The organism is Amycolatopsis circi, from assembly GCF_003385235.1.
GTDB classification, from domain to species: domain Bacteria; phylum Actinomycetota; class Actinomycetes; order Mycobacteriales; family Pseudonocardiaceae; genus Amycolatopsis; species Amycolatopsis circi.
Genome location: NZ_PQIA01000013.1, coordinates 18657 through 36022 on the forward strand (window position 1 = coordinate 18657; position 17366 = coordinate 36022).

Here is a 17366-nt window from a genome sequence, read left to right on the forward strand (position 1 = left end):
AGCAGCATGACGAACCCCGACGGTTCCTCGCGATACGCGCCCGACGCCGCCACGTTGCGCCGGCGTCTCCTGCCGCTGCTCGCCGCGCGCGGGCCGTCCGGCTACGAGGAGGAACCGGTGCGCGCCTGGGTCGAATTGGCGGGCGAATTCGCGGACGTGCACGTCGATCCGCTCGGCAGCGGCCACGCGGTGGTGAACCCGGGCAGCACGCCGCGGATCACGCTGATCGGCCACATCGACGAGATCGGCTTGAGCGTCAGCCACATCGACGACGCCGGACGCCTGTGGGCGGTCAGCATCGGCTGCTGGGACGCCGCGATCCTGTACGGCCAGCACGTCGTGGTCCTCGCCGAAGACGGCCGGGTGCCGGGCGTGATCGGAACCTCGCCGCCGCATTTGGACGACGAGGATTCGTCGCCGAAAATGCCCGATCTGTGGATCGACATCGGCGCCACCAGCCGAGCCGACGCGCAATCGGTGATCACCGTCGGCGACCCGGTGGTGTTCGGCGCGTCCCCGGTCGAACTGCGCAACGGCCGGATCGCCGCGCCGGCGCTGGACAACCGGCTCGGCGCACTGGCCGTCCTCGAAGCGGCGCGCGCGGCGGCCGCGGCGTCGGTCACCGCCGAGATCTCCGTGGTCGCCAGCGTCCGCGAAGAAACGAGCTACCACGGCGCGATGGGAGCCGTTTACGCGACGGAACCGAATTTCGCGCTCGCGATCGACACCACTTTCGCCAGCGACATCCCCGAAGACGGCATCGAACGCAAAACCGGCGACCACCGGCTCGGCTCCGGCCCGGCCATCGGCCGCGGCGCCGTCACCGACGAGCCCATGGCGCGCAGCCTGCGCACCCTGGCGAAAGAACTCGGAATCCCTTACACCATCGAGGCCTACGGCGACGAGAGCGGATCCGACGCCGATGCCATGGCAGCGGTCGCCGCTGGTATCCGATGCGGCGTCATTAATATCCCTCTCCGGCACATGCACAGCTCCGGCGAAGTGGCGGATCTCGCCGACCTGGCCAGTACGATCGACCTGGCCACCGCGTTCTGCCTCGCCGGAGGGTCCCGATGAGTCCCGCTGCCGCGCCGATGCCTGCCCGAGGACCCAGTGTTGCGGGACAGCTCCCGCCACACCGTCGAACACCCCGCCAGCACGGCGGAACGACCGCACTCCGTCGTGGGCGCAAGCCCCGCGGCACGAGCTGCCAACCCGCACTGCACCTGCTCCCAAGACAGCAACCGCGGCAACCACCGGTGCTTCCGCACCCGCCCCGTCAGCCAGCCGGTACCGCACCAACCCCATGACCCCAAGTCCCCTTCGAAAACCCTGAGTTTCCCCGGCGTCGCGGCATTACCCCGGCAAGGAGGCCAGCCCATGATCGGCGCGGAACGACGAAACCGGCTCGGCCGGGTTGTGCTGGACGCCATCTGGTCCGACAGCGGCCGCCTCACCCTGTTGCAGCTGAGAGCGCTTTACGCGGTCGCCAACGAGGGCTCGTTCGCGGCCGCCGCGGTGGCGCTCGGCTGCAGCCAGCCCGCGGTGAGCCAGCGCATCGCGTCGATCGAACGCCGGCTCGGCGTCGTGCTGGTCCGGCGGATGTCCGGGCAACGCCAGGTCCGGCTCACCGACGCCGGGATCGCCCTGGTCAACGCCGCCGAACAGGTACAGGTCATCCTCCGCACCGCGACGCGGCACATCGAGGACATGCGGGACGGCCGCGAACCGACCGTCCGGATCGGCGTGTTCTCGAGCGTCGCGGTGCGGGTGATGCCGCTGGTGCTGGCCGCGATGCGCACGCAGCACCTCCCGTGCCGCATCAAACCCGTCGAGGTCGACGACGACGTCCGCCTGCAGGAACTGCTGCGCTTCGGCGAGATCGACATCGCGTTCGTCATCTTCCCCCTGCAAAGCGGGGAAGCACACGGCCTGGAACTCTTCAGCGACCCGTTCATCCTGCTCGCGCCCCGGGGCGCCCCGCTGGCTTCGCTCCCCCGGATCCGGCCGGCGGATCTGCGCGGCCTGCCCATGGTGTGCCTGACGAGCGAACAGCTCGAGGTAGCCGCCGAACTCCGCCGCCAGGGCATCGAGCCGAACTGGGTTTTCGGCACCGACAAGATCCACGTCGTGGAACCGCTGGTCGCCGCGGACGTCGGGTACTCGATCGTGCCGCAACTGGCGCTCGGGCAACGCCATCCCGGCGTCACGCGGTTCTCGCTGAGCGAGATCGTGTCGCCGCGGGAGATCGGGATCGCGTGGCCGCCGCACCACCCCCGGCTCGGATTGCTGCTCCGGGTGGCGGACGTGATCCGCGGGGTGTGCGCGGATCCGGCGGACCTCCTGCCGCCTATCGACGAGCCTGGGCGTGCTTCGGCGGAGCAGGCGGTGCTCCGGCTTCAGTGACCAACTCGGGCTCCGTTGTCTCCGCTGTCTCCGCTGCCTCCGCGCGGTGGCCGGAAAGATCCACTACCCGCGAACACCGCTCAGCCACCGCCTCGTCGTGCGTCGCCACGATGATCGTTTTTCCCGCCTCGTTGAGCTTCCGCAGAAGGTCCAGGACCCGATCCCGGTTCTTGGCGTCGAGCGAACCCGTCGGCTCGTCGGCCAGGACGAGTTCGCACGGTTTCAGCAGAAGCCGCGCCACGGCGACGCGTTGCTGTTCGCCGCCGGACAGCGAATGGATCTTGCGAGATTCCGCCTTGCGCAATCCGACCTGTGCGAGAGCCTCCTTGATGCGGTCCTGCTTCGGCGTCCCACGCTTGGCGTAGGTGAGCGCGACCTCCAGGTTGTGCTGGACCGTCTCGCTGTCGATGAGGGCGAAGTTCTGGAACAGGTACCCCAATCGGTTGCGCCGCACCAAGTTCGCCGCCCGGGAACGAGGCCGGGGTGCTCGCTCGCCGAAAAGGCGGACCTCACCGGCATCCGGCCCTTCCAGCAGGCCGAGCAGGTTCAGCACGGTCGACTTCCCGGCTCCGCTCGCGCCGGTCAGCGCGGTGAACTCGCCTGCCTCGATGCGGAGGTCGAAGTCGTCCAGGACCTGGTGGCGGCCGTACTGCTTCCGGGTTCCCCGGAGTTCGCACGAGAATTCCATGGGTCACAGCTCCTTCAAGCGTTTGACCGTGTTCCGGCGTTCCACGAGGCGGGCGGTCACCACCACGAACACCACCTCGATCATCAGAGATATCACTGATACGGCAACGAGTTCCGGTAGCCGGTCCAGCGGGGCCACCGTGGTATCCGACGGGGACAGCGTGTTCATCGCGAGCACCGCCAGTCCGATGCCGGCCAGTAGGGTCTGGCCTAACCACGTCCCGCCGAGGGCGACCAGCAGTTCCCGGTAGGAGCGGGTGAATCCGATGCCGTGGAGTCTCCGCACGGTGAGCCGGCGGCGCAGCCGGTCGGAGCCGATGATCACGATCACCGCGGTCAAGGCGACCAGGACGAACAGCGCCGCGCCCGCGAACACGGCGATCTGCGTGATGCCGCCGCGCACCTGGTCGATCTGCGTAGCCATAGCGTCGTGCACGGTGACCAGGTGCCGCAGGTTGTCGTCGAGCTTGAGTTCCTTAAGCTTCGGCCCGAGCGCGGCCAGCGTGGCCGCCGGATCGGTGCCGACGCGGACCTTCAGCCCGGTGTCGAGACCGCCGGTGATCGCGTTGAGCCGGTCGACGGTGAGGCTGTTCGCCGGGGTCATGATCTCGACGATCGGGTCCGTGATCAGGTTTCCGTGCCCGGGATTGACCTGCGGATCGTAGCTGAACACACCCTGCCCTGAGGCGGTCCAGACGATCTTGACGTGCTGGCTGGTGAACCGCGGGTGCTCGCCGGTAATGCGTTGTTCCGCCTGCGTCGCGCCGGTGATTCCCGGGCCGCCGGTGCGCGTTTCCTGCAGGAGATGCCGGAGTTGCGCTTCCCGCGGTTTGAATTGCTCGGGAACGGCGACGACCCACGACGGATCGTCGGCGGCGACCGTGATCGGCTTCCGGGAGGCGTCGAGAATCGGGTACTGCTCAAGGTAATGCGTGTTCACCCGGATCGGCGGCACCGGCCACCGCGACGTCGGGTCCGGCGGCGTGCCCGGCTCGTAGTTGGCGGCGTCGACGAAGAGCGCGCCTGCCTGGTCCAGCACCGGATAGAGGTCGCGTGCTTCCGCTACCGACGAGGCGTTGCCCCCGGTTTCCATTTCCTGCTGGTCGTTTCCGACAAGGCGCGGGTAGAAAACCGCATAGCCCTGGACTTTCTCCCACGGCGCCAGCAATTCCTGTTGCTTCGCCAGTTCGGAGAACTGCTGCCAGACCACTACGGCCAGCACCGCGAGGATCGCTCCGCACACCGCTTTCACCACGGCCGGTGCGGCGATCGCCAAGCCGAACGGCGAACGATGACGCGTCCTGTGCTTCACTGCAGACTTCCTTTGACGAGGTCGGAAACGCGCACCCGGTGGACGACGATCAGCCCGATGCCCAGCGTCGTCGCGAATCCGGCGGCTGTCACCGGTGTCACCGCGACGGCAAGCGCGTACAAGAACGACGAGTCCGCACCGGGTACGGCGAGGACGACTGCGGCGCATCCGCCCAGCCCGACAAGCACAGTGGCGATCTGCGTTCTTCCCACGACCTCGTACCAGATCCTCGTCGTGGGATGGCCGATCAAGCGAAGCACGCCGATGCGCTTTCCCTCGCGCAGCAACCGGAATGCGATGACGACCGTGGCCGCACCAGCGAGAAGATAAGCCAGAATCCTCAGCCCTGGGACGGTTTCCGTCGGTTGTTCACCGCGCTCTGGCGGAGTCAGCTCCGCGACGGTGACACCCGCTTCAACCAATCGCTCATGGACGAGCGCGAGAAAGCGATCGGTGGCTGGTCCCGCGTCCACCACATACCGGCCGGAGCTGGGCAAGGCGTCGAACGCCCGGCGCAACGGCTCGAACGCGAGATCGTACCGGTCGGCGAAAACCGCTGGCACGCCTACGTTTCCCGCTCCGCCCGCCGTCGAAACGGTCGCTGTACCGCTGCGCGACTCCGCCGCGCTCAACCAGCGCCCTTGCGCGAGGCTGAATTCGCCGAACAGAGCCGTCCGATCGCCGCCCAGCAAGACGTAATGCGTAATGCGTTTCCGATCCGCTTGAGTGTTCACGGTGGTGCGCATGACCGTGGCACCGGTCGCCTCCGCCGCTTCCGCGAGAATGCGCAGCGTCGTCGCAGGATCGGCTGCCTGCGGTTGTTCCGGCCAGACGAACGACACTCCGACACGGTCCGCCGCGGTCTCGCTTTGCGCTTCCTGCGCCAGAACTACGTCCATCAAGACCACTGCCGGAATAGCGAACAGGATTCCCGCGAAAAGGAGAGACAGGATCAGTCGCACGGCTAGCTCGCTCTCGTCGCTGATGCGTGCCCGCTGCGGTGGAGACGCGGCGTCGGGACGCCGTTGGCCCGGCGCCGCGTCGTGGTGATCATGCCCGGAACGTCAGGCCACGATCACGCGTTGGGGTTGTAGTACGCGTAGCAGGTGTAAGCCCACCCGGCCCGGGTGTGCGCGTTCGACCACGAACCGGCCGACGCGTACCGCTTGTCGTTGGCGGCTCCGATGGCCGCCGTCGAGCTGTGGTAGTTGTACGGGTGGTTGTAATTCGAGTAGCAGCCCTTCCAGATCCCGTCGCTTCCGGAACCGTGGCACCAGGTGCCGCCGCCGGCGCTGCCGCAGCCCGCCGGGACGACCTCCCGGGACGGTGCGGCATTCGCGGCCGAAACGATCCCCGCGGACATGACGACCGCCAGCGAAGCGACCGACGCCACCCTCGCGATCTTCAGAGAAGCAGACCCCATTGTCATGATTTCCCCATTCGTTTTCCTTATTTCCCCTGAGCGGACTGCCCTTGAGCGAAAAACATTCATGTTTACGCACCCGGCGCGGTAATGCCGGACAGGAACAGTCGCGTCGTCCCCGTCGGCCCCCAACGCCGACGGAACGCGTGCGCCGGAGCATTCCGGCAAGCAGGCGCGGTTGCCCAAGACGGGCGTGAACACACCGTCGTGAACCCGCTGACCTGCGGTGACAGCTATTTCGTCACAGAGTGCCGCGTCTCGTGCGCGGCGTGAAGAAAAGCGATAAAAACACCTGAATCCCCCTAGCGCTCGACTCCCCAATCTGACGCTGGAACAAAACACTACCGAACGTACCCGCAATCGGCCAAACGTCTCTCCGTGATGTCACTGAGATGGCCTAGCCGCTTCCGGAGCGTCGCGCCGGTTGCTGCCGCCCGGACCAGCCAGCGCCTCCGAATGCCGCCGCATCCATTCACCCCGGCATTTCGCGGATAGCCCACGCCTGTTTTCGCAAAATCCCCGTGCTCAGACTGGTAGAATCGCCGGATAATCGCGGACAGGAAGGACCCGCGCGGTGCCACGCACTGCAGAGCCGGAAACGCCCGTCGAGCGCCCCGGCGCCTACCGGAGCCGCTTCACCGGCGCGCTGGAGGCGCTGCTGGCGGAAAAACGGTTCCCGAAGATCACGATCGGCGACCTCGTCGGCCGGGCGCACACGTCCCGCCGCGGGTTCTACGAGCATTTCGATTCCAAGGAAGCGTGCCTGCTCGCCCTGCTCAAGGAAGCGGCCGCAACAGGATCCGCGCAGGTCTCCGCCGCGGTCGACCGCACCGCGCCCTGGCAGACCCAAATCCGCCAGCTCGTCACGGCTTGGCTCGGCGTCGTCGATGCCCGGCCCGCTGTGATGCTGAGTTACATCCGCGACGTGCCGTTGCTGGACGCCCCGATCACCGCCGACCTGAACCACGACGCGTACGTCAACGTCGTCCGTGCCATCTCGGCGGGCACCGAATTCCAGGAGTCCGGGGGTGCTGCGCTGTCGCGGGTCCGCGCGCTGATTCTGTTCGGAGGCTTGGAAAAACTGGCCGAGGATGCACTACGGCGCGGTGGGACGGTGAGCGCGCATACCGAGGAAGCAGTGGAGAGCGCACTTCTCCTCGCTTCGTGATATCTCAATTCTCCTGAACTGATACCGCATCCACCAGCATCCGATACACCTGCTGACACCGCCGAATCCGCGCCGGACCCGGATTGCTGGCGATCTCCTGCCCCAGCGCAGTAAGCGACCCCAGCAACGCGACCGCAAGCTCTTCGACCCTGCCGCCAGAACTGCCCGCCTCCCGCAGCAGCGCGACGGTCGGCTCGCGCCACCACTGTTCGTCCAGGTTTCGCCACTTTTCCTGGCCCAGCACGGACGGACCGTCGACCAGGAGGATCCGTCCGACGGCCGGGTCCGCGCATCGGCGGAGGAAGATCGAGCCGGACGCTTTGAGCCGGTCGGACGGCGCTCCCGTGCCGCCGGATCGGGACTGCAGCACCCGGTGCAGATCGGCGTGCACCTGCTCGACGACGGCGTGGAACAGCTCCTGCTTGTTCTCCCAGTGGTGGTAGACCGCGCCCGTGGTGATCCCGGCCGCGGCGGCGATCTGAGCCAGCGAGGTGCCGGCGTAACCCTGCTCGGCGAAGAGCCCGCGCGCGGCCTCCACGAGATCGTGACGGGTGGCCCGGGAGCGCTCCTCGTTCGTTCGCCGCATGCATCTACCTAATCATGTTATGTTTCTGCGCGTGGATACGGTGCGGGCTCAGCAGATCATCGACGGCAGCCCGTTCGGGCCTTGGTGGGGGTTCACGGTGAAGACCGTCGAACCGGGTGTCGCGACGCTTTCCTTGCCAGCGCGGCCGGAGTTTTACCGCCCTGGCGACGTTCTGCAGGGCGGCTGCGCGATGACGCTCGCCGACGTAACGTGCTGGATCGCGATCCTGTCCGTCATCGGGCCCGAGGAACCGGCCGTCACGGTGAACATGACGACCGCGTTCCTCGGTGCCGCGCGGTCCGACCTGACTTGCGAGTCGTCCTTGACCCGAACGGGACGCCGGACGATCTACGGCACCGCGACAGTCACCGACGACGCCGGACGGCAGGTCTCCCACCACACGCTGACCTATCTGCGGCCATGACAGTAAGTGTCAGTTCGAAGCGCGACTCAGGACGACCCACCGCTCGCTCGGCCGATCGACGACCGTGGGATACCAGCGCGGCCCGATTGCTGTGGCCAGTTCGTCGCTCTGCTCAATCAGCGAGCTGACGGCGGGGTCGCCGACGACGATCACGGCCGACCAGTCCACGCGCGCCATGAGGTGGTCCTCGCCGACCCCGAACTGCCTGCCCAGGAGAGCGACCACGTCGTGGCCGGTGTCCGGGCTCGACTGGATCTCCGTCGTATCCGGCACCTCGGCCGCGGCTTCCGGAAGGGCGTCCTCGACTTCCTCCCGTTCCTCGGACCACACATGGTCTTCGAGCCGATCGATGCGGCGGCACAGGTCGAACGCCTGCTCGTCGGACATGCGCAGCGCCACGCTGCGACCGTCGGCCAGGGTGAACGTCAGCTCAGCCTCCGGGACTCCGGCGCTGCCCGGTTCCGCTTCGACGGTCCCCGCGACATCTCCGAACAACACCAGCTCGGCGGGGCTTTCGTGCCCTTGGCCCAGCGAAGGCAGGTTCGCGGCCATCTCGACCACGGAGTGCGCAGCGGTCCAGAACGCCTCCTTGTCGCGGAAGTCCTTGCGGCTCCGGCTCAACGTCCGCCCGATCCCGGCCGGTTCGACGTAGGCCTCCACCCGGCCGATGCCAAGACCGTTGTCCCAGGTCGCGGTGACCGTGATGTTGTTGGCCAGGCGTCTGCGGTAGTCCTCGACACGATCGTGCCGGGCCAGTTCCCAGCCGTCGACCTGCTCGGGCCAGTCGTCGTTCACCGATGGGTCCTTTCGCAGCGCTCGGTGCGGATACGGCCATCCGACGTGTCGCGCGCGGTATTCGTTCCTAACTCCGTGTCGGCACCGATTCCGCGGCGTCCGGCAGCTGTTCGGTGTGCGGGTTCTGGGCGCGAGCCAGCAGGGTGACGACAGCCGCGGCCACGATCACCGCCGCGGTGACGAACGCGGTCAACGACCAGCCGAGCCGCTCGGCCGCCGTCGCGCCGAAGGCGGTCCCGAGGCTCCCACCAGCGAAATAGACGACCATGTAAGCACTGTTGAACCGCGCTGGTGCGCTCGGCTCGATCGCCAGCACCGTACTTTGGTTCGCGACCTGGGCGGCAAACAATCCCGCGTCGAACAAGGCCAAGCAGATCAGCGTCGACACAGTGCTCGGCAGCGCGATGGCAAGGACCGCGCTGGCCAGACCGGCGAGGATCAAGCCGCAGAGGATGACCCGGCGGGCGCCCACGCGATCGGTCCACGCTCCGGCAATGCGGGTAGCGAAGATGCCGAGGATGCCAGCGAACGCGTACAGCCCGATGCGTTCGGCGGAATACGAAAAGGGCGGCTTCGACAGCGCGACCGCGATTCCGGACCACACCGCACAGAACGCGAAGAACCAGAGCGTGCCACGGATCGCCGCGAGCCGAAGTGCCGGATATCGCAGGTATAGCCCGGGAATCGAACGCAAGGTGGCGAGGTAGCCGCGCTTGTTCGCACCGGCCACCGAGGGAAGCACGAGCAGCACCGCTACCGCGACAATCGCGCATCCGGCGGCGAAAACGCCCAGCATCGCACGCCAGCCGATCAGGTCGGCCAGCCAGCCGCCGACGATGCGGCCTGCGAGGATCCCCGCTGAGATACCAGCAGTGACGATTCCGAGCGCGGTAGCCCGCCGGTCCGGGCTCGCCAGCCGGGCAGTCACCGAACTCAACCCGGCACCGACCGACGAGCACGCGCCGAGCACGCCGAGCACCAGGCCGAGCAGCCACACCTGGCCGACGATCGCGTTCAGCCCCAGCGCGACGGCGAGCGCGCCGACCTGCGCGGACAGGACGTAGCGCGGCGGAAACTGGTCGACGAGCGGCACCAGCAGGGCGAGTCCGCACAGGTAGCCGACCGGTCCGCAGGCGAGCGCGATGCCCACCGAGCCGAGCGACGTGCTGAGCGCGCCGCCGACCTCGGCGATGGCTGGCTGCAGCGGATAGATGGCCGCGGTGCCCAATGCGGCGGCGAGCGAGATGAATCCGACGACCGAGCCGTGAAGGCGCGGAGTGATATCTGAATGCACTGGCCGAGCGTAGGAACTGCGGGGCGGGTAACGCTGGCGAAAAACCGCCATCACCCGTAGCTTCCGCGAAGGACCGGACACGGCGCCGCTGTTTCTGGGATGATCGAGTTCCATGACGACGCCACCGCCTGTGCCCGCCATTCGCTTTGAGCCGCTGGACCTGGGCGAGTCATGACCAGCGAGCGAGCCACGCGGCAGATCGACGTCAGCTGTCTACCCGAGGACGTCGTGGCCCTCATCGACGCGCTCAGGCCCGGCGAACACCTGGTCCTCACTAGGGACGGCAACCCGATCGCGGCGGTCACCGGCGCTGGTCTCCGGCCCGAACCCCCGCGGACGGACTACGACGACGTGACGGTAGTCGCCACCGCGATGAAGCTGTCGGCCTCGGCCCGGATGTCGCTGTCCGCCGAACTCGGCTCGGATTACCTCGTGCTGGACCTGCACTCGGCGCCGGCCACCGCCGACGTCCTGCTCGTGCCGCCGGTCAGCCCGCAGCTGATCGGGAGCCTCCGGGCGAAGTTCCCGAAGGCGCGGGTCGTCCTGGCCGAGGTCGAGGACGCGGAGCTGGGCGTCAGCTACCACGGACCGGTCCGGCGGCTGCTCGACGCCGGCGCGGAGACCTACCTGACCTCGGCGAATGTCCCGCATCTGGCGAGGCAGCTCGACCATGCCGTCACCCAGCGGCAGCAACTCGCTGGTGGGGGCGCCGCGCCGCTCAAGATCAGTCCGGCGGACTCCTGACCAGCGCGGTTACCTTTCCTGCCGCTCGGCGACCTTGACGCACAATTCGTTGCCACCATGCATGGGCAGCGAGACGGACACGAATCCGTTGGGCGGATCGCGGACGTAGGCGAGGAAATCGGGTTCGGCATTGTCGTTCATGACGTAACCGCCGATCCGGATCTGCGGTGCGACGAACTCGATGACTTCGCGAGCCAACGACGGTTCAGCGCCCAGCCACCCATCGATCAGCGCGAAATCGACCTCGCCGCCGAGATCGCGCAACGTCACCCGGGTGTCGCCCTCGCGGATTTCGGCGTAATCAGCCAGTCCCGCCGCGGCGAGGTTGCGGCGGGCCGCGGCAATCTTGGCCGGGACCAGCTCCGCGCCGATCACCGTACCTCCCCCGTTGTCGCGGACGGCGGCCGCGGCATAAAGCGTCGACATGCCCACCGAGGTGGCGAACTCGACGGTCCGACTGGCGCGTATCCCCCGGCACAACAGATAGATCAGATCGCCTTGATCCTGCGAGATCGAGAATCCGTATTCGCTGTATTCGTGCGGATCGCGTTCGAGACCGGAGCGCGGGTCGTCGGCCGGATACTGTTGTGCAGCAACGAGCTTGTCGACGACCGCGTTGACGACCGGATCGCTGAGCGGACGATGGTTCATGCTGGAACTCCCGTCAACCAGGCTTGGCCTTCTTCGAGGATCTCTTGTTCCCGTTTGCTGAAGCGGGTCGGGCAGGTGTCGGGCACCTGATGTCCGCTGTGCTCCAACAGATATGCCAACGCGGCGTACTCGCGCGGATGCCGTCGCGGGTCGAGATCGTCGGTGGATCGAACTCCCAAAGGATAAGTGAAGCCGCCCATGTCGTAGACGGAATCGCGGCGCACGATGCGCCAAACCCCGTCGCGGCGTTCGACCCGGTCGAGGAATCCATTGTGGACGGTCACGCCGAGCCCCAGTTCGAGGTGGTCGGCGACGAGCATCGCATTGGTTTCCACGAAGGCGCGATCACCGGCGATCTCGATGACTGGCGTCCCGATGAAGTGCTTGCTGCGCAACGGACCGCCGCTCATCCGGCGTGAGCCGTCGACAAAGTCCCTGGCCTGACCGGAAAACCACAGGATCGTCAGCGTCGCGTCGTCGTGGAAGAGGTTCGCCAGGGCGTCCCAGTTCTGCCGGTCGCGATGGATCCAGCCGGTCATCAAGTCGATGATCGCCTGCCGGTCGGCGGCTCGGATTTCTTCTGTCACAAGGAATCTCCCCGGCACTAGGCTTGTCTAGCCAGGATCGCCCGTTGACGGAGCCGCTGCCACCGCCCGTCGGACAGCGGATACCGGTATCCCGCCAAGATCACCAGCAGGCCGTTTGGCGGTATCCTGGGAGCTGATGCCGAAACGCCGCCACCTCTGTTGGTCGGGCGACGATCCCATCCAGGGCCGCTGGTCGCTGGCCCACGGGGAGGGGGTCGCCGCGCATCAGCACGCGCAGGGACAACTGCTGTACGCGGCGAGCGGGCTGCTCGCCACCACCACCGAACGGGGCACATGGGTCGCTCCGGCGGACCGTATCTCGTGGACGCCGCCCCGCTTCGAGCACGGCCACCGCGCCTACGGCGAGACCGAGATCAGCATCCTCGAGGTTCCCGCCGAGCTGTGCTCCGCGCTCCCCTCCGCGCCGACAGTGTTCGCCGTGTCCGCCTTGCTGCGCGCCGCGGTCCTGAAACTGACCGGCGGCGCCACCCTGCCGCCGGACGTCGGCGACCGGCTGCTCCGAGTGCTGGTCGACGAGCTGACGGAACTCCCCGAACAGTCGATGTACCTGCCCGAACCGTCGGACGACCGTCTCCGCGGGGTCACCGATGTCCTGCGCGGGAACCCGGCCGAGCCCGCCACCCTCAGCGAACTCGGCCGGGCCGTGGGGGCCAGCGAGAGGACGCTCAGCCGGTTGTTCCGCGTCGAACTGGGGATGAGCTTCTCGCAGTGGCGCTCACAGCTGCGGATCCAGCACGCGCTGGTGCATCTCGGGCAGGGCCGTTCGGTGACTGACACCGCGTTGCGCTGCGGATGGGCCAACCCGACCAGCTTCATCGAAACGTTCTCCGCGATTCTCGGCCAGACGCCGGGGAGCTATCAGGCTGAGCTTCGGCGCGGGGTGAAGACGGCGCGGTGAGGTTCAACCGCCTAAGCGATGCGCCTCAGCCCGCCCCGGGTCATACGCCGCCCAGCCCGGATTGCCAGTCCGCGCGAACGCCACCCACGCACCATGGACCTCCGCGGCAAGACCAGCCGGAGCGGCGTCCGGACCGAGCAGCCCAGCGTCACCATGCAGCCAGGGTTCGTCGGCGAGATCGAAGACGAACGGCAGCTCGACGGTATGCGCCGCACCAAGCCGACCGTCCAGTGCGGTGGAGCGGTAGCCGAACGAATAGACATAAGTGCGACCAGTTGAGATCTCAGCGTGCGCCTGTGCCATCCGGACGGTGCCAGCGCCGAACAACAACTCGCCCAATTGGTCGGCGGCAGCGTCCGGTTTCCCCTGCGGTACCAGGTAAAGCCGCCCCTCCTCGGTGTTCGTGCCGAGCAGCAGATCAACGTCAGCGACCAGGCTGTCGGCGGGCTGCACCGGCAAGACCAGGCTGAACGGGCTCAGCCCAACGAGCGGATCCGCCGCGGTGGCGGTCTGCAGGTCCAGCCCGGCGAGCGCGGGCAAGATCTCCAGGAACCGCTCGTCTGAGATCTCAGCGAACGCCGCTGCCGTCGGTTCGGCGTCCAGCGCGGCCGCCGCAGCAGCCGTGACCCGTTGCGCCTGCTCCGGAGCGAACGCACCGGTACCGCTTCCACTTTGGACAATCGCGCGCCGGAAGAGCCCCTTGGCCTCCGGGGTCGCGAGCAGCGCACCGGTGAGCGTCGCACCCGCGGATTGCCCGAACACCGTGACATTCCCCGGATCTCCGCCGAACGCAGCGATCGAGTCACGCACCCACCGCAGTGCGGCGACGACGTCGAGCAGCCCGCGATTGTCCGGAGCCCCTTCCAATGCAAGGAAACCCGGGATGCCGAGACGGTAGTTCACCGTCACGAGGACGACACCGTCACGAGCGAAGGCGCTACCGTCGTAGAGCGCGGCTCGAGTCGAACCGGTGACGAACCCGCCACCGTGCACAAAGACCATGACCGGACGGTTTCCAGCGTCCGCAGCTGGTGTACGAACGTCGACCGTCAGATATTCCTCGCCGGGAACCCAGCCGGGCCCGAAGTACGGGGTCAGGTCGAGACGGCCGAAATCACGAACCGGCTGCGGAGCGGTCGGCGACGGCTGGGTACCGTCGCGGACTCCGGACCAGCCCGGATGCGGCTCAGGCGGAGCGAACCGACCGACACCGAGCGGGGCAGCAGCGTAGGGAATGGCCCGGTAAAGCTCGCCCGCCGCGTCGCGAAGGCCGCGAACGGTGCCCGCGGCAGTATCGACTACCGGGTTTTCCTGCTGAGACAAGAGAATCACTTCCTTCAGGAGATCCGGGAGAACCCGGCCCACTTCTTGATCGCGAACTTCGACCCGTCCCGCTCGACCTCTGCCGCCCCGGAGCCGGGAAAGTGCGCCGGGAACAGGAGTGCGTTGTCCTCGACAGCTCGGCCGAGCAGCCTGCGCCGCGTCACCCGCGCCTCGGCTGGGTCCTCGCAGAAGCAGGAGTTGGTCTCCGGCTCCGCGATCTGCAGCGGGGTGTGCACCAGGTCGCCGACGAACAGCGCCCGGTCGCTGCCGGAGTCCAGCGTCAGGACGGACGAACCCGGAGTGTGCCCGGGCGCGAGGTCAAGACGCAGATTCTTGTCGATCCGGTACGTCCCGTCCCACAGTTGAACCTGCCCAGCCTGCTGCACCGGAGCGACGCTGTCCTCGAAGACGTTCTGGTTCCCGCGGCCGAACACTGTCTCGTGTTCATTGGCCGGGTCCCAGAACTCGAAGTCCCGCGACGGCATCAGGTACGTCGCGTTCGGGAAGGTCGGGACCCAGGTGCGCCCGTCGAGGCGGGTATTCCAGCCGACGTGATCGATATGCAAGTGGGTGTTGATGACGACATCAACGTCTTCCGGTGAGATACCAGCGGCGGCGAGGTGGTCGAGGTAACTGGTGTCGAGGCGGCTCCACACCGGCGCGTACGGCCGGTCCTTGTGGTTGCCGACGCCGGTGTCGATAAGGATCGTGCGGCCTTCGCTGCGCAGCACCCAAGACTGGATCGCCGACTGGCATGCGCCGGTCTCCGGATCCCAGAAATCGGGGGCCAGCCAGCCGCGGTGCTCGTCCCACGAGCCCGCCGGGCTGTCCGGGAAGAACTGGTCCGGGCTCATCTCGACCGAGCCGTAGAACTCCTTGACGCGGGTGACCGTGACGTCGCCCAGAATGATCTCGTCCATGCGACCGAGCCTGCGCGGACCGGCGCGCCCGGACCACTCCCGCGTTTTCCTACCCCGCGCAGGGTGTGGCAGTGATATCTCACGCGGCGGATAGTGGAATCCATGACTGCTGGCCCGCTGGGAGACTTCCTGCACGCACGACGCGCCCGCCTGCGCCCCGCGGACGTCGGGCTGCAAGACGTCGGACCGCGCCGCCGGGTCGCCGGACTGCGCCGGGAAGAGCTGGCGCAACTGGCCGGCGTCAGCGTCTCGTACTACACGCGGCTGGAGCAGGGACTCTCCCGCGGCGCGTCCGCCGAGGTGCTCGACGCGATCGCCCGCGCCCTGCAACTGGACGCCCACGAACGCGCCCACCTCGACCGCCTCGCCGACGCGGCCCGCCGCACGCCCCAACAGCGCCGTCCCCGCCCGGAGAAGCTGGCCGACGAAACGCGCGACCTCCTTCGCGCGGTCGACAGCGTCCCGGCGCTGGTGCTCGGCCGCCGCACCGACGTGCTGGCCTGGAACACCCTCGGACACGCCCTGCTGGCAGGGCACCTTGACCTGGCCCAACGCCCCAACCTGAGCCGGATGCTGTTCCTGGACCCGCACTGCCGCGAGCTGTACGCGGACTGGAAACGGAAGGCTCGCGCGGTCGTCGGCAACCTGCGCATCGCTGTCGGGAAGCACCCGGACGACCCGCTGCTGGCCGAGCTGATCGGCGAGCTGACGATGAAGAGCCCGGAGTTCGTCTCCCTGTGGCGGGACCACCGGGTCGGCCCGTGCGACGCCGATTCGTACGAGCTGCGGCACCCGGCGGTCGGCCGGGTGACGGTGACGCAGCAGACGCTGTCGGTGACTCGGTCGCCGGAGCAGGTGCTGATCGTGTGCACGACTCCGGCCGGGTCGGCTTCGGAGGAGGCGCTGACACTGCTTCGGCAGGTCAGCGAGCGGGAGCCAGCCGCGGACGAAGCGGTGCGCACGCCGAGCTGACCGACCGGCGACTAGCGGAAAGACGCTGGTCAAGCAATGCACGGAGACTCATGCCTCCGCACCAGTTTCGCGCAAAGCCACCAGCTCGATCTCAGCCAGCATCTCCGACTTGGCCGCCGCGTCCAGGAACGAAGCCTCCACCGAGTTCTTCGCCAACCGCGCTATCTCCGCCGCCCGCAGGCCAAGAGTCGTGGCCACTGCCAGGTACTCGCCTTCCAGAGTCGCGCCGAACATCGGCGGGTCATCGGTATTGAGGGTGACGACCAGGCCGTGGTCGAGCATCCGCCGGACGGGGTGGGCGGCGATCGAAGGCACCTGGCGGGTCCGGACGTTCGACGTCGGGCACACTTCGAGCGGGATCCGGTGTTCGGCGAGGTAGGCCAGCAGCGCCGGGTCTGCCGCGCAGCTGGTGTCGTGGCCGATTCGTTCCGCGCCGAGGTCGTGGACGGCCGACCAGATCGTCGCCGGGCCGCCCGTTTCCCTGGCGTGCGGCACGCTGTGCAGACCGGCCTCGCGCGCGGCGGTGAAGAACGGCTCGAATTGTGCCCGGCCGACGCCGATCTCCGGGCCGCCGAGGCCGAAACTGACCAGTCCGTCCGGACGTTCCCGCAGCGCGAACACCGCGGTCTCCCGTCCGGCTCGGACGCCTTTCTCGCCGGGAATGTCGAAGCACCAAGCCAATTCCACGCCGTGCTCCATCTTCGCGACGGTGCGGCCTTCGACAAGCCCGGTGAGGAGTTCGTCGCCCGGCAGACCGTCGAGGACGTGGTTGTACGGCGTGACAGTCACTTCGGCGTAACGAACGTTCTGTCGCGCGCCCAGTAGACCTTGAGGAAATGGTCGAAGTCGCGGAACACAAAGAACTGTTCCAGCTCCGCGCGATCTGTCGGCACGCCTGTTTCCGGATGACGACGGGCTAGCGCGAGAACAGTGTCGACGTTGACGGAACCGACAAGGTGGACATGCAGTTCGGCTTTGGGCAAGGCATGAATGAACGCGCGCAGGCTTTCGCCAGGCATGAGGAGACTCCCTGAAAAGAGGAAAGGGTGCCGGAGGAAGGAAAACGGGACGACTCAGGGAGCGAGGTCGCCACGGTCGAGGTCGGCTCCGTAGAACGGCAGCTTGAACTCCGGCACGGCCCCACTGTAGCGGAGA

18 protein-coding genes and 1 pseudogene are annotated in these 17366 nt (G+C 67.7%); 7 read left to right on the forward strand and 12 right to left on the reverse strand.

Annotation, left to right across the window (positions count from 1 at the left end; genetic code table 11):
* The first annotated feature begins 6 nt into the window (after positions 1 to 6).
* Both D0D37_RS06745 and D0D37_RS06750 read left to right on the forward strand, forming a co-directional pair.
* A complete protein-coding gene (locus D0D37_RS06745; RefSeq protein ID WP_116199655.1) occupies positions 7 to 1077 on the forward strand; it encodes a zinc-binding metallopeptidase family protein in 1071 nt (356 codons plus the stop codon).
* A gap of 303 nt (positions 1078 to 1380) precedes the next feature.
* Entirely contained in the window at positions 1381 to 2406 is a 1026-nt protein-coding gene (locus tag D0D37_RS06750) for a LysR family transcriptional regulator (RefSeq protein ID WP_116199656.1), read from the forward strand.
* Here the strand turns inward: D0D37_RS06750 and D0D37_RS06755 are convergent.
* From D0D37_RS06755 to D0D37_RS06770, 4 genes are all read right to left on the reverse strand, one after another.
* Positions 2351 to 3094: an ABC transporter ATP-binding protein gene (locus D0D37_RS06755; protein ID WP_116199657.1), complete on the reverse strand. Its 744-nt coding sequence runs from the start codon at positions 3092 to 3094 to the stop codon at positions 2351 to 2353. The two genes, D0D37_RS06750 and D0D37_RS06755, sit on opposite strands and share 56 nt — an antisense overlap.
* Before the next feature lie 3 nt (positions 3095 to 3097).
* Entirely contained in the window at positions 3098 to 4405 is a 1308-nt protein-coding gene (locus tag D0D37_RS06760; protein WP_116199658.1) for a hypothetical protein, read from the reverse strand.
* On the reverse strand, positions 4402 to 5367 hold the full coding sequence (locus tag D0D37_RS06765; RefSeq protein WP_116199659.1) for a hypothetical protein: 966 nt from the start codon (positions 5365 to 5367) through the stop codon (positions 4402 to 4404). Before D0D37_RS06765 ends, D0D37_RS06760 begins: the two co-directional genes overlap by 4 nt.
* 113 nt (positions 5368 to 5480) lie before the next feature.
* Positions 5481 to 5828 carry a lactococcin 972 family bacteriocin gene (locus D0D37_RS06770; RefSeq protein ID WP_162834106.1) on the reverse strand — a complete coding sequence of 116 codons (348 nt, stop codon included), beginning with the start codon at positions 5826 to 5828 and terminating at the stop codon, positions 5481 to 5483.
* 574 nt (positions 5829 to 6402) lie between these two features.
* Between D0D37_RS06770 and D0D37_RS06775 the strand changes: the two genes are divergently transcribed.
* Complete coding sequence (locus D0D37_RS06775; RefSeq protein ID WP_116199661.1) at positions 6403 to 6996, forward strand: TetR/AcrR family transcriptional regulator; 594 nt, start codon at positions 6403 to 6405, stop codon at positions 6994 to 6996.
* A gap of 4 nt (positions 6997 to 7000) precedes the next feature.
* Here D0D37_RS06775 and D0D37_RS06780 read toward each other — a convergent pair whose 3' ends face one another.
* On the reverse strand, positions 7001 to 7582 hold the full coding sequence (locus D0D37_RS06780; RefSeq protein WP_116199662.1) for a TetR/AcrR family transcriptional regulator: 582 nt from the start codon (positions 7580 to 7582) through the stop codon (positions 7001 to 7003).
* Between the two features lie 31 nt (positions 7583 to 7613).
* Between D0D37_RS06780 and D0D37_RS06785 the strand changes: the two genes are divergently transcribed.
* The gene (locus D0D37_RS06785) at positions 7614 to 8006 is read left to right on the forward strand and encodes a PaaI family thioesterase (RefSeq protein ID WP_208719827.1); all 393 of its coding nucleotides are present in this window, start codon (positions 7614 to 7616) and stop codon (positions 8004 to 8006) included.
* A 9-nt stretch (positions 8007 to 8015) separates the two neighbouring features.
* Here D0D37_RS06785 and D0D37_RS06790 read toward each other — a convergent pair whose 3' ends face one another.
* Together D0D37_RS06790 and D0D37_RS06795 are read right to left on the reverse strand one after the other, a co-directional pair.
* Positions 8016 to 8801, reverse strand: coding sequence for a hypothetical protein (locus D0D37_RS06790; protein WP_116199663.1), 786 nt, complete (start codon positions 8799 to 8801; stop codon positions 8016 to 8018).
* A 67-nt stretch (positions 8802 to 8868) separates the two neighbouring features.
* Positions 8869 to 10095, reverse strand: coding sequence for an MFS transporter (locus D0D37_RS06795; RefSeq protein WP_244223414.1), 1227 nt, complete (start codon positions 10093 to 10095; stop codon positions 8869 to 8871).
* Positions 10096 to 10266: 171 nt separating this feature from the next.
* On the opposite strand from D0D37_RS06795, the gene D0D37_RS06800 reads away from it, so the two are divergent.
* Positions 10267 to 10839 (forward strand): hypothetical protein, encoded by a 573-nt coding sequence (locus tag D0D37_RS06800; protein WP_116199665.1) that lies wholly within the window; start codon positions 10267 to 10269, stop codon positions 10837 to 10839.
* Positions 10840 to 10848: 9 nt separating this feature from the next.
* Here the strand turns inward: D0D37_RS06800 and D0D37_RS06805 are convergent, their stop codons facing one another.
* A complete protein-coding gene (locus D0D37_RS06805; RefSeq protein WP_116199666.1) occupies positions 10849 to 11490 on the reverse strand; it encodes an O-methyltransferase in 642 nt (213 codons plus the stop codon).
* The gene (locus tag D0D37_RS06810) at positions 11487 to 12077 is read right to left on the reverse strand and encodes a nuclear transport factor 2 family protein (RefSeq protein WP_116199667.1); all 591 of its coding nucleotides are present in this window, start codon (positions 12075 to 12077) and stop codon (positions 11487 to 11489) included. The genes D0D37_RS06805 and D0D37_RS06810 overlap by 4 nt, the downstream gene beginning before the upstream one ends.
* 136 nt (positions 12078 to 12213) lie before the next feature.
* Here D0D37_RS06810 and D0D37_RS06815 point away from each other — a divergent pair, with 136 nt between their 5' ends.
* Positions 12214 to 12996 carry an AraC family transcriptional regulator gene (locus tag D0D37_RS06815; protein ID WP_116199668.1) on the forward strand — a complete coding sequence of 261 codons (783 nt, stop codon included), beginning with the start codon at positions 12214 to 12216 and terminating at the stop codon, positions 12994 to 12996.
* A gap of 3 nt (positions 12997 to 12999) precedes the next feature.
* Here the strand turns inward: D0D37_RS06815 and D0D37_RS06820 are convergent, their stop codons facing one another.
* The gene (locus D0D37_RS06820) at positions 13000 to 14319 is read right to left on the reverse strand and encodes a carboxylesterase/lipase family protein (protein WP_116199772.1); all 1320 of its coding nucleotides are present in this window, start codon (positions 14317 to 14319) and stop codon (positions 13000 to 13002) included.
* Positions 14320 to 14333: 14 nt separating this feature from the next.
* Positions 14334 to 15239, reverse strand: coding sequence for an MBL fold metallo-hydrolase (locus D0D37_RS06825; protein ID WP_116199669.1), 906 nt, complete (start codon positions 15237 to 15239; stop codon positions 14334 to 14336).
* Between the two features lie 102 nt (positions 15240 to 15341).
* On the opposite strand from D0D37_RS06825, the gene D0D37_RS06830 reads away from it, so the two are divergent.
* The gene (locus tag D0D37_RS06830) at positions 15342 to 16211 is read left to right on the forward strand and encodes a helix-turn-helix domain-containing protein (RefSeq protein ID WP_116199670.1); all 870 of its coding nucleotides are present in this window, start codon (positions 15342 to 15344) and stop codon (positions 16209 to 16211) included.
* A 48-nt stretch (positions 16212 to 16259) separates the two neighbouring features.
* On the opposite strand, the pseudogene D0D37_RS06835 reads toward D0D37_RS06830, so the two are convergent.
* Positions 16260 to 17230: pseudogene (locus tag D0D37_RS06835) on the reverse strand (adenosine deaminase family protein).
* Between the last annotated feature and the right edge of the window lie 136 nt (positions 17231 to 17366).

Coding starts and splice junctions, on each gene's coding strand:
- D0D37_RS06815 (WP_116199668.1), top strand. CDS start 12,214: ATGCCGAAACGCCGCCACCTCTGTTGGTCGGGCGACGATCCCATCCAG.
- D0D37_RS06745 (WP_116199655.1), top strand. CDS start 7: ATGACGAACCCCGACGGTTCCTCGCGATACGCGCCCGACGCCGCCACG.
- D0D37_RS06770 (WP_162834106.1), bottom strand. CDS start 5,828: ATGGGGTCTGCTTCTCTGAAGATCGCGAGGGTGGCGTCGGTCGCTTCG.
- D0D37_RS06750 (WP_116199656.1), top strand. CDS start 1,381: ATGATCGGCGCGGAACGACGAAACCGGCTCGGCCGGGTTGTGCTGGAC.
- D0D37_RS06800 (WP_116199665.1), top strand. CDS start 10,267: ATGACCAGCGAGCGAGCCACGCGGCAGATCGACGTCAGCTGTCTACCC.
- D0D37_RS06780 (WP_116199662.1), bottom strand. CDS start 7,582: ATGCGGCGAACGAACGAGGAGCGCTCCCGGGCCACCCGTCACGATCTC.
- D0D37_RS06805 (WP_116199666.1), bottom strand. CDS start 11,490: ATGAACCATCGTCCGCTCAGCGATCCGGTCGTCAACGCGGTCGTCGAC.
- D0D37_RS06830 (WP_116199670.1), top strand. CDS start 15,342: ATGACTGCTGGCCCGCTGGGAGACTTCCTGCACGCACGACGCGCCCGC.
- D0D37_RS06755 (WP_116199657.1), bottom strand. CDS start 3,094: ATGGAATTCTCGTGCGAACTCCGGGGAACCCGGAAGCAGTACGGCCGC.
- D0D37_RS06825 (WP_116199669.1), bottom strand. CDS start 15,239: ATGGACGAGATCATTCTGGGCGACGTCACGGTCACCCGCGTCAAGGAG.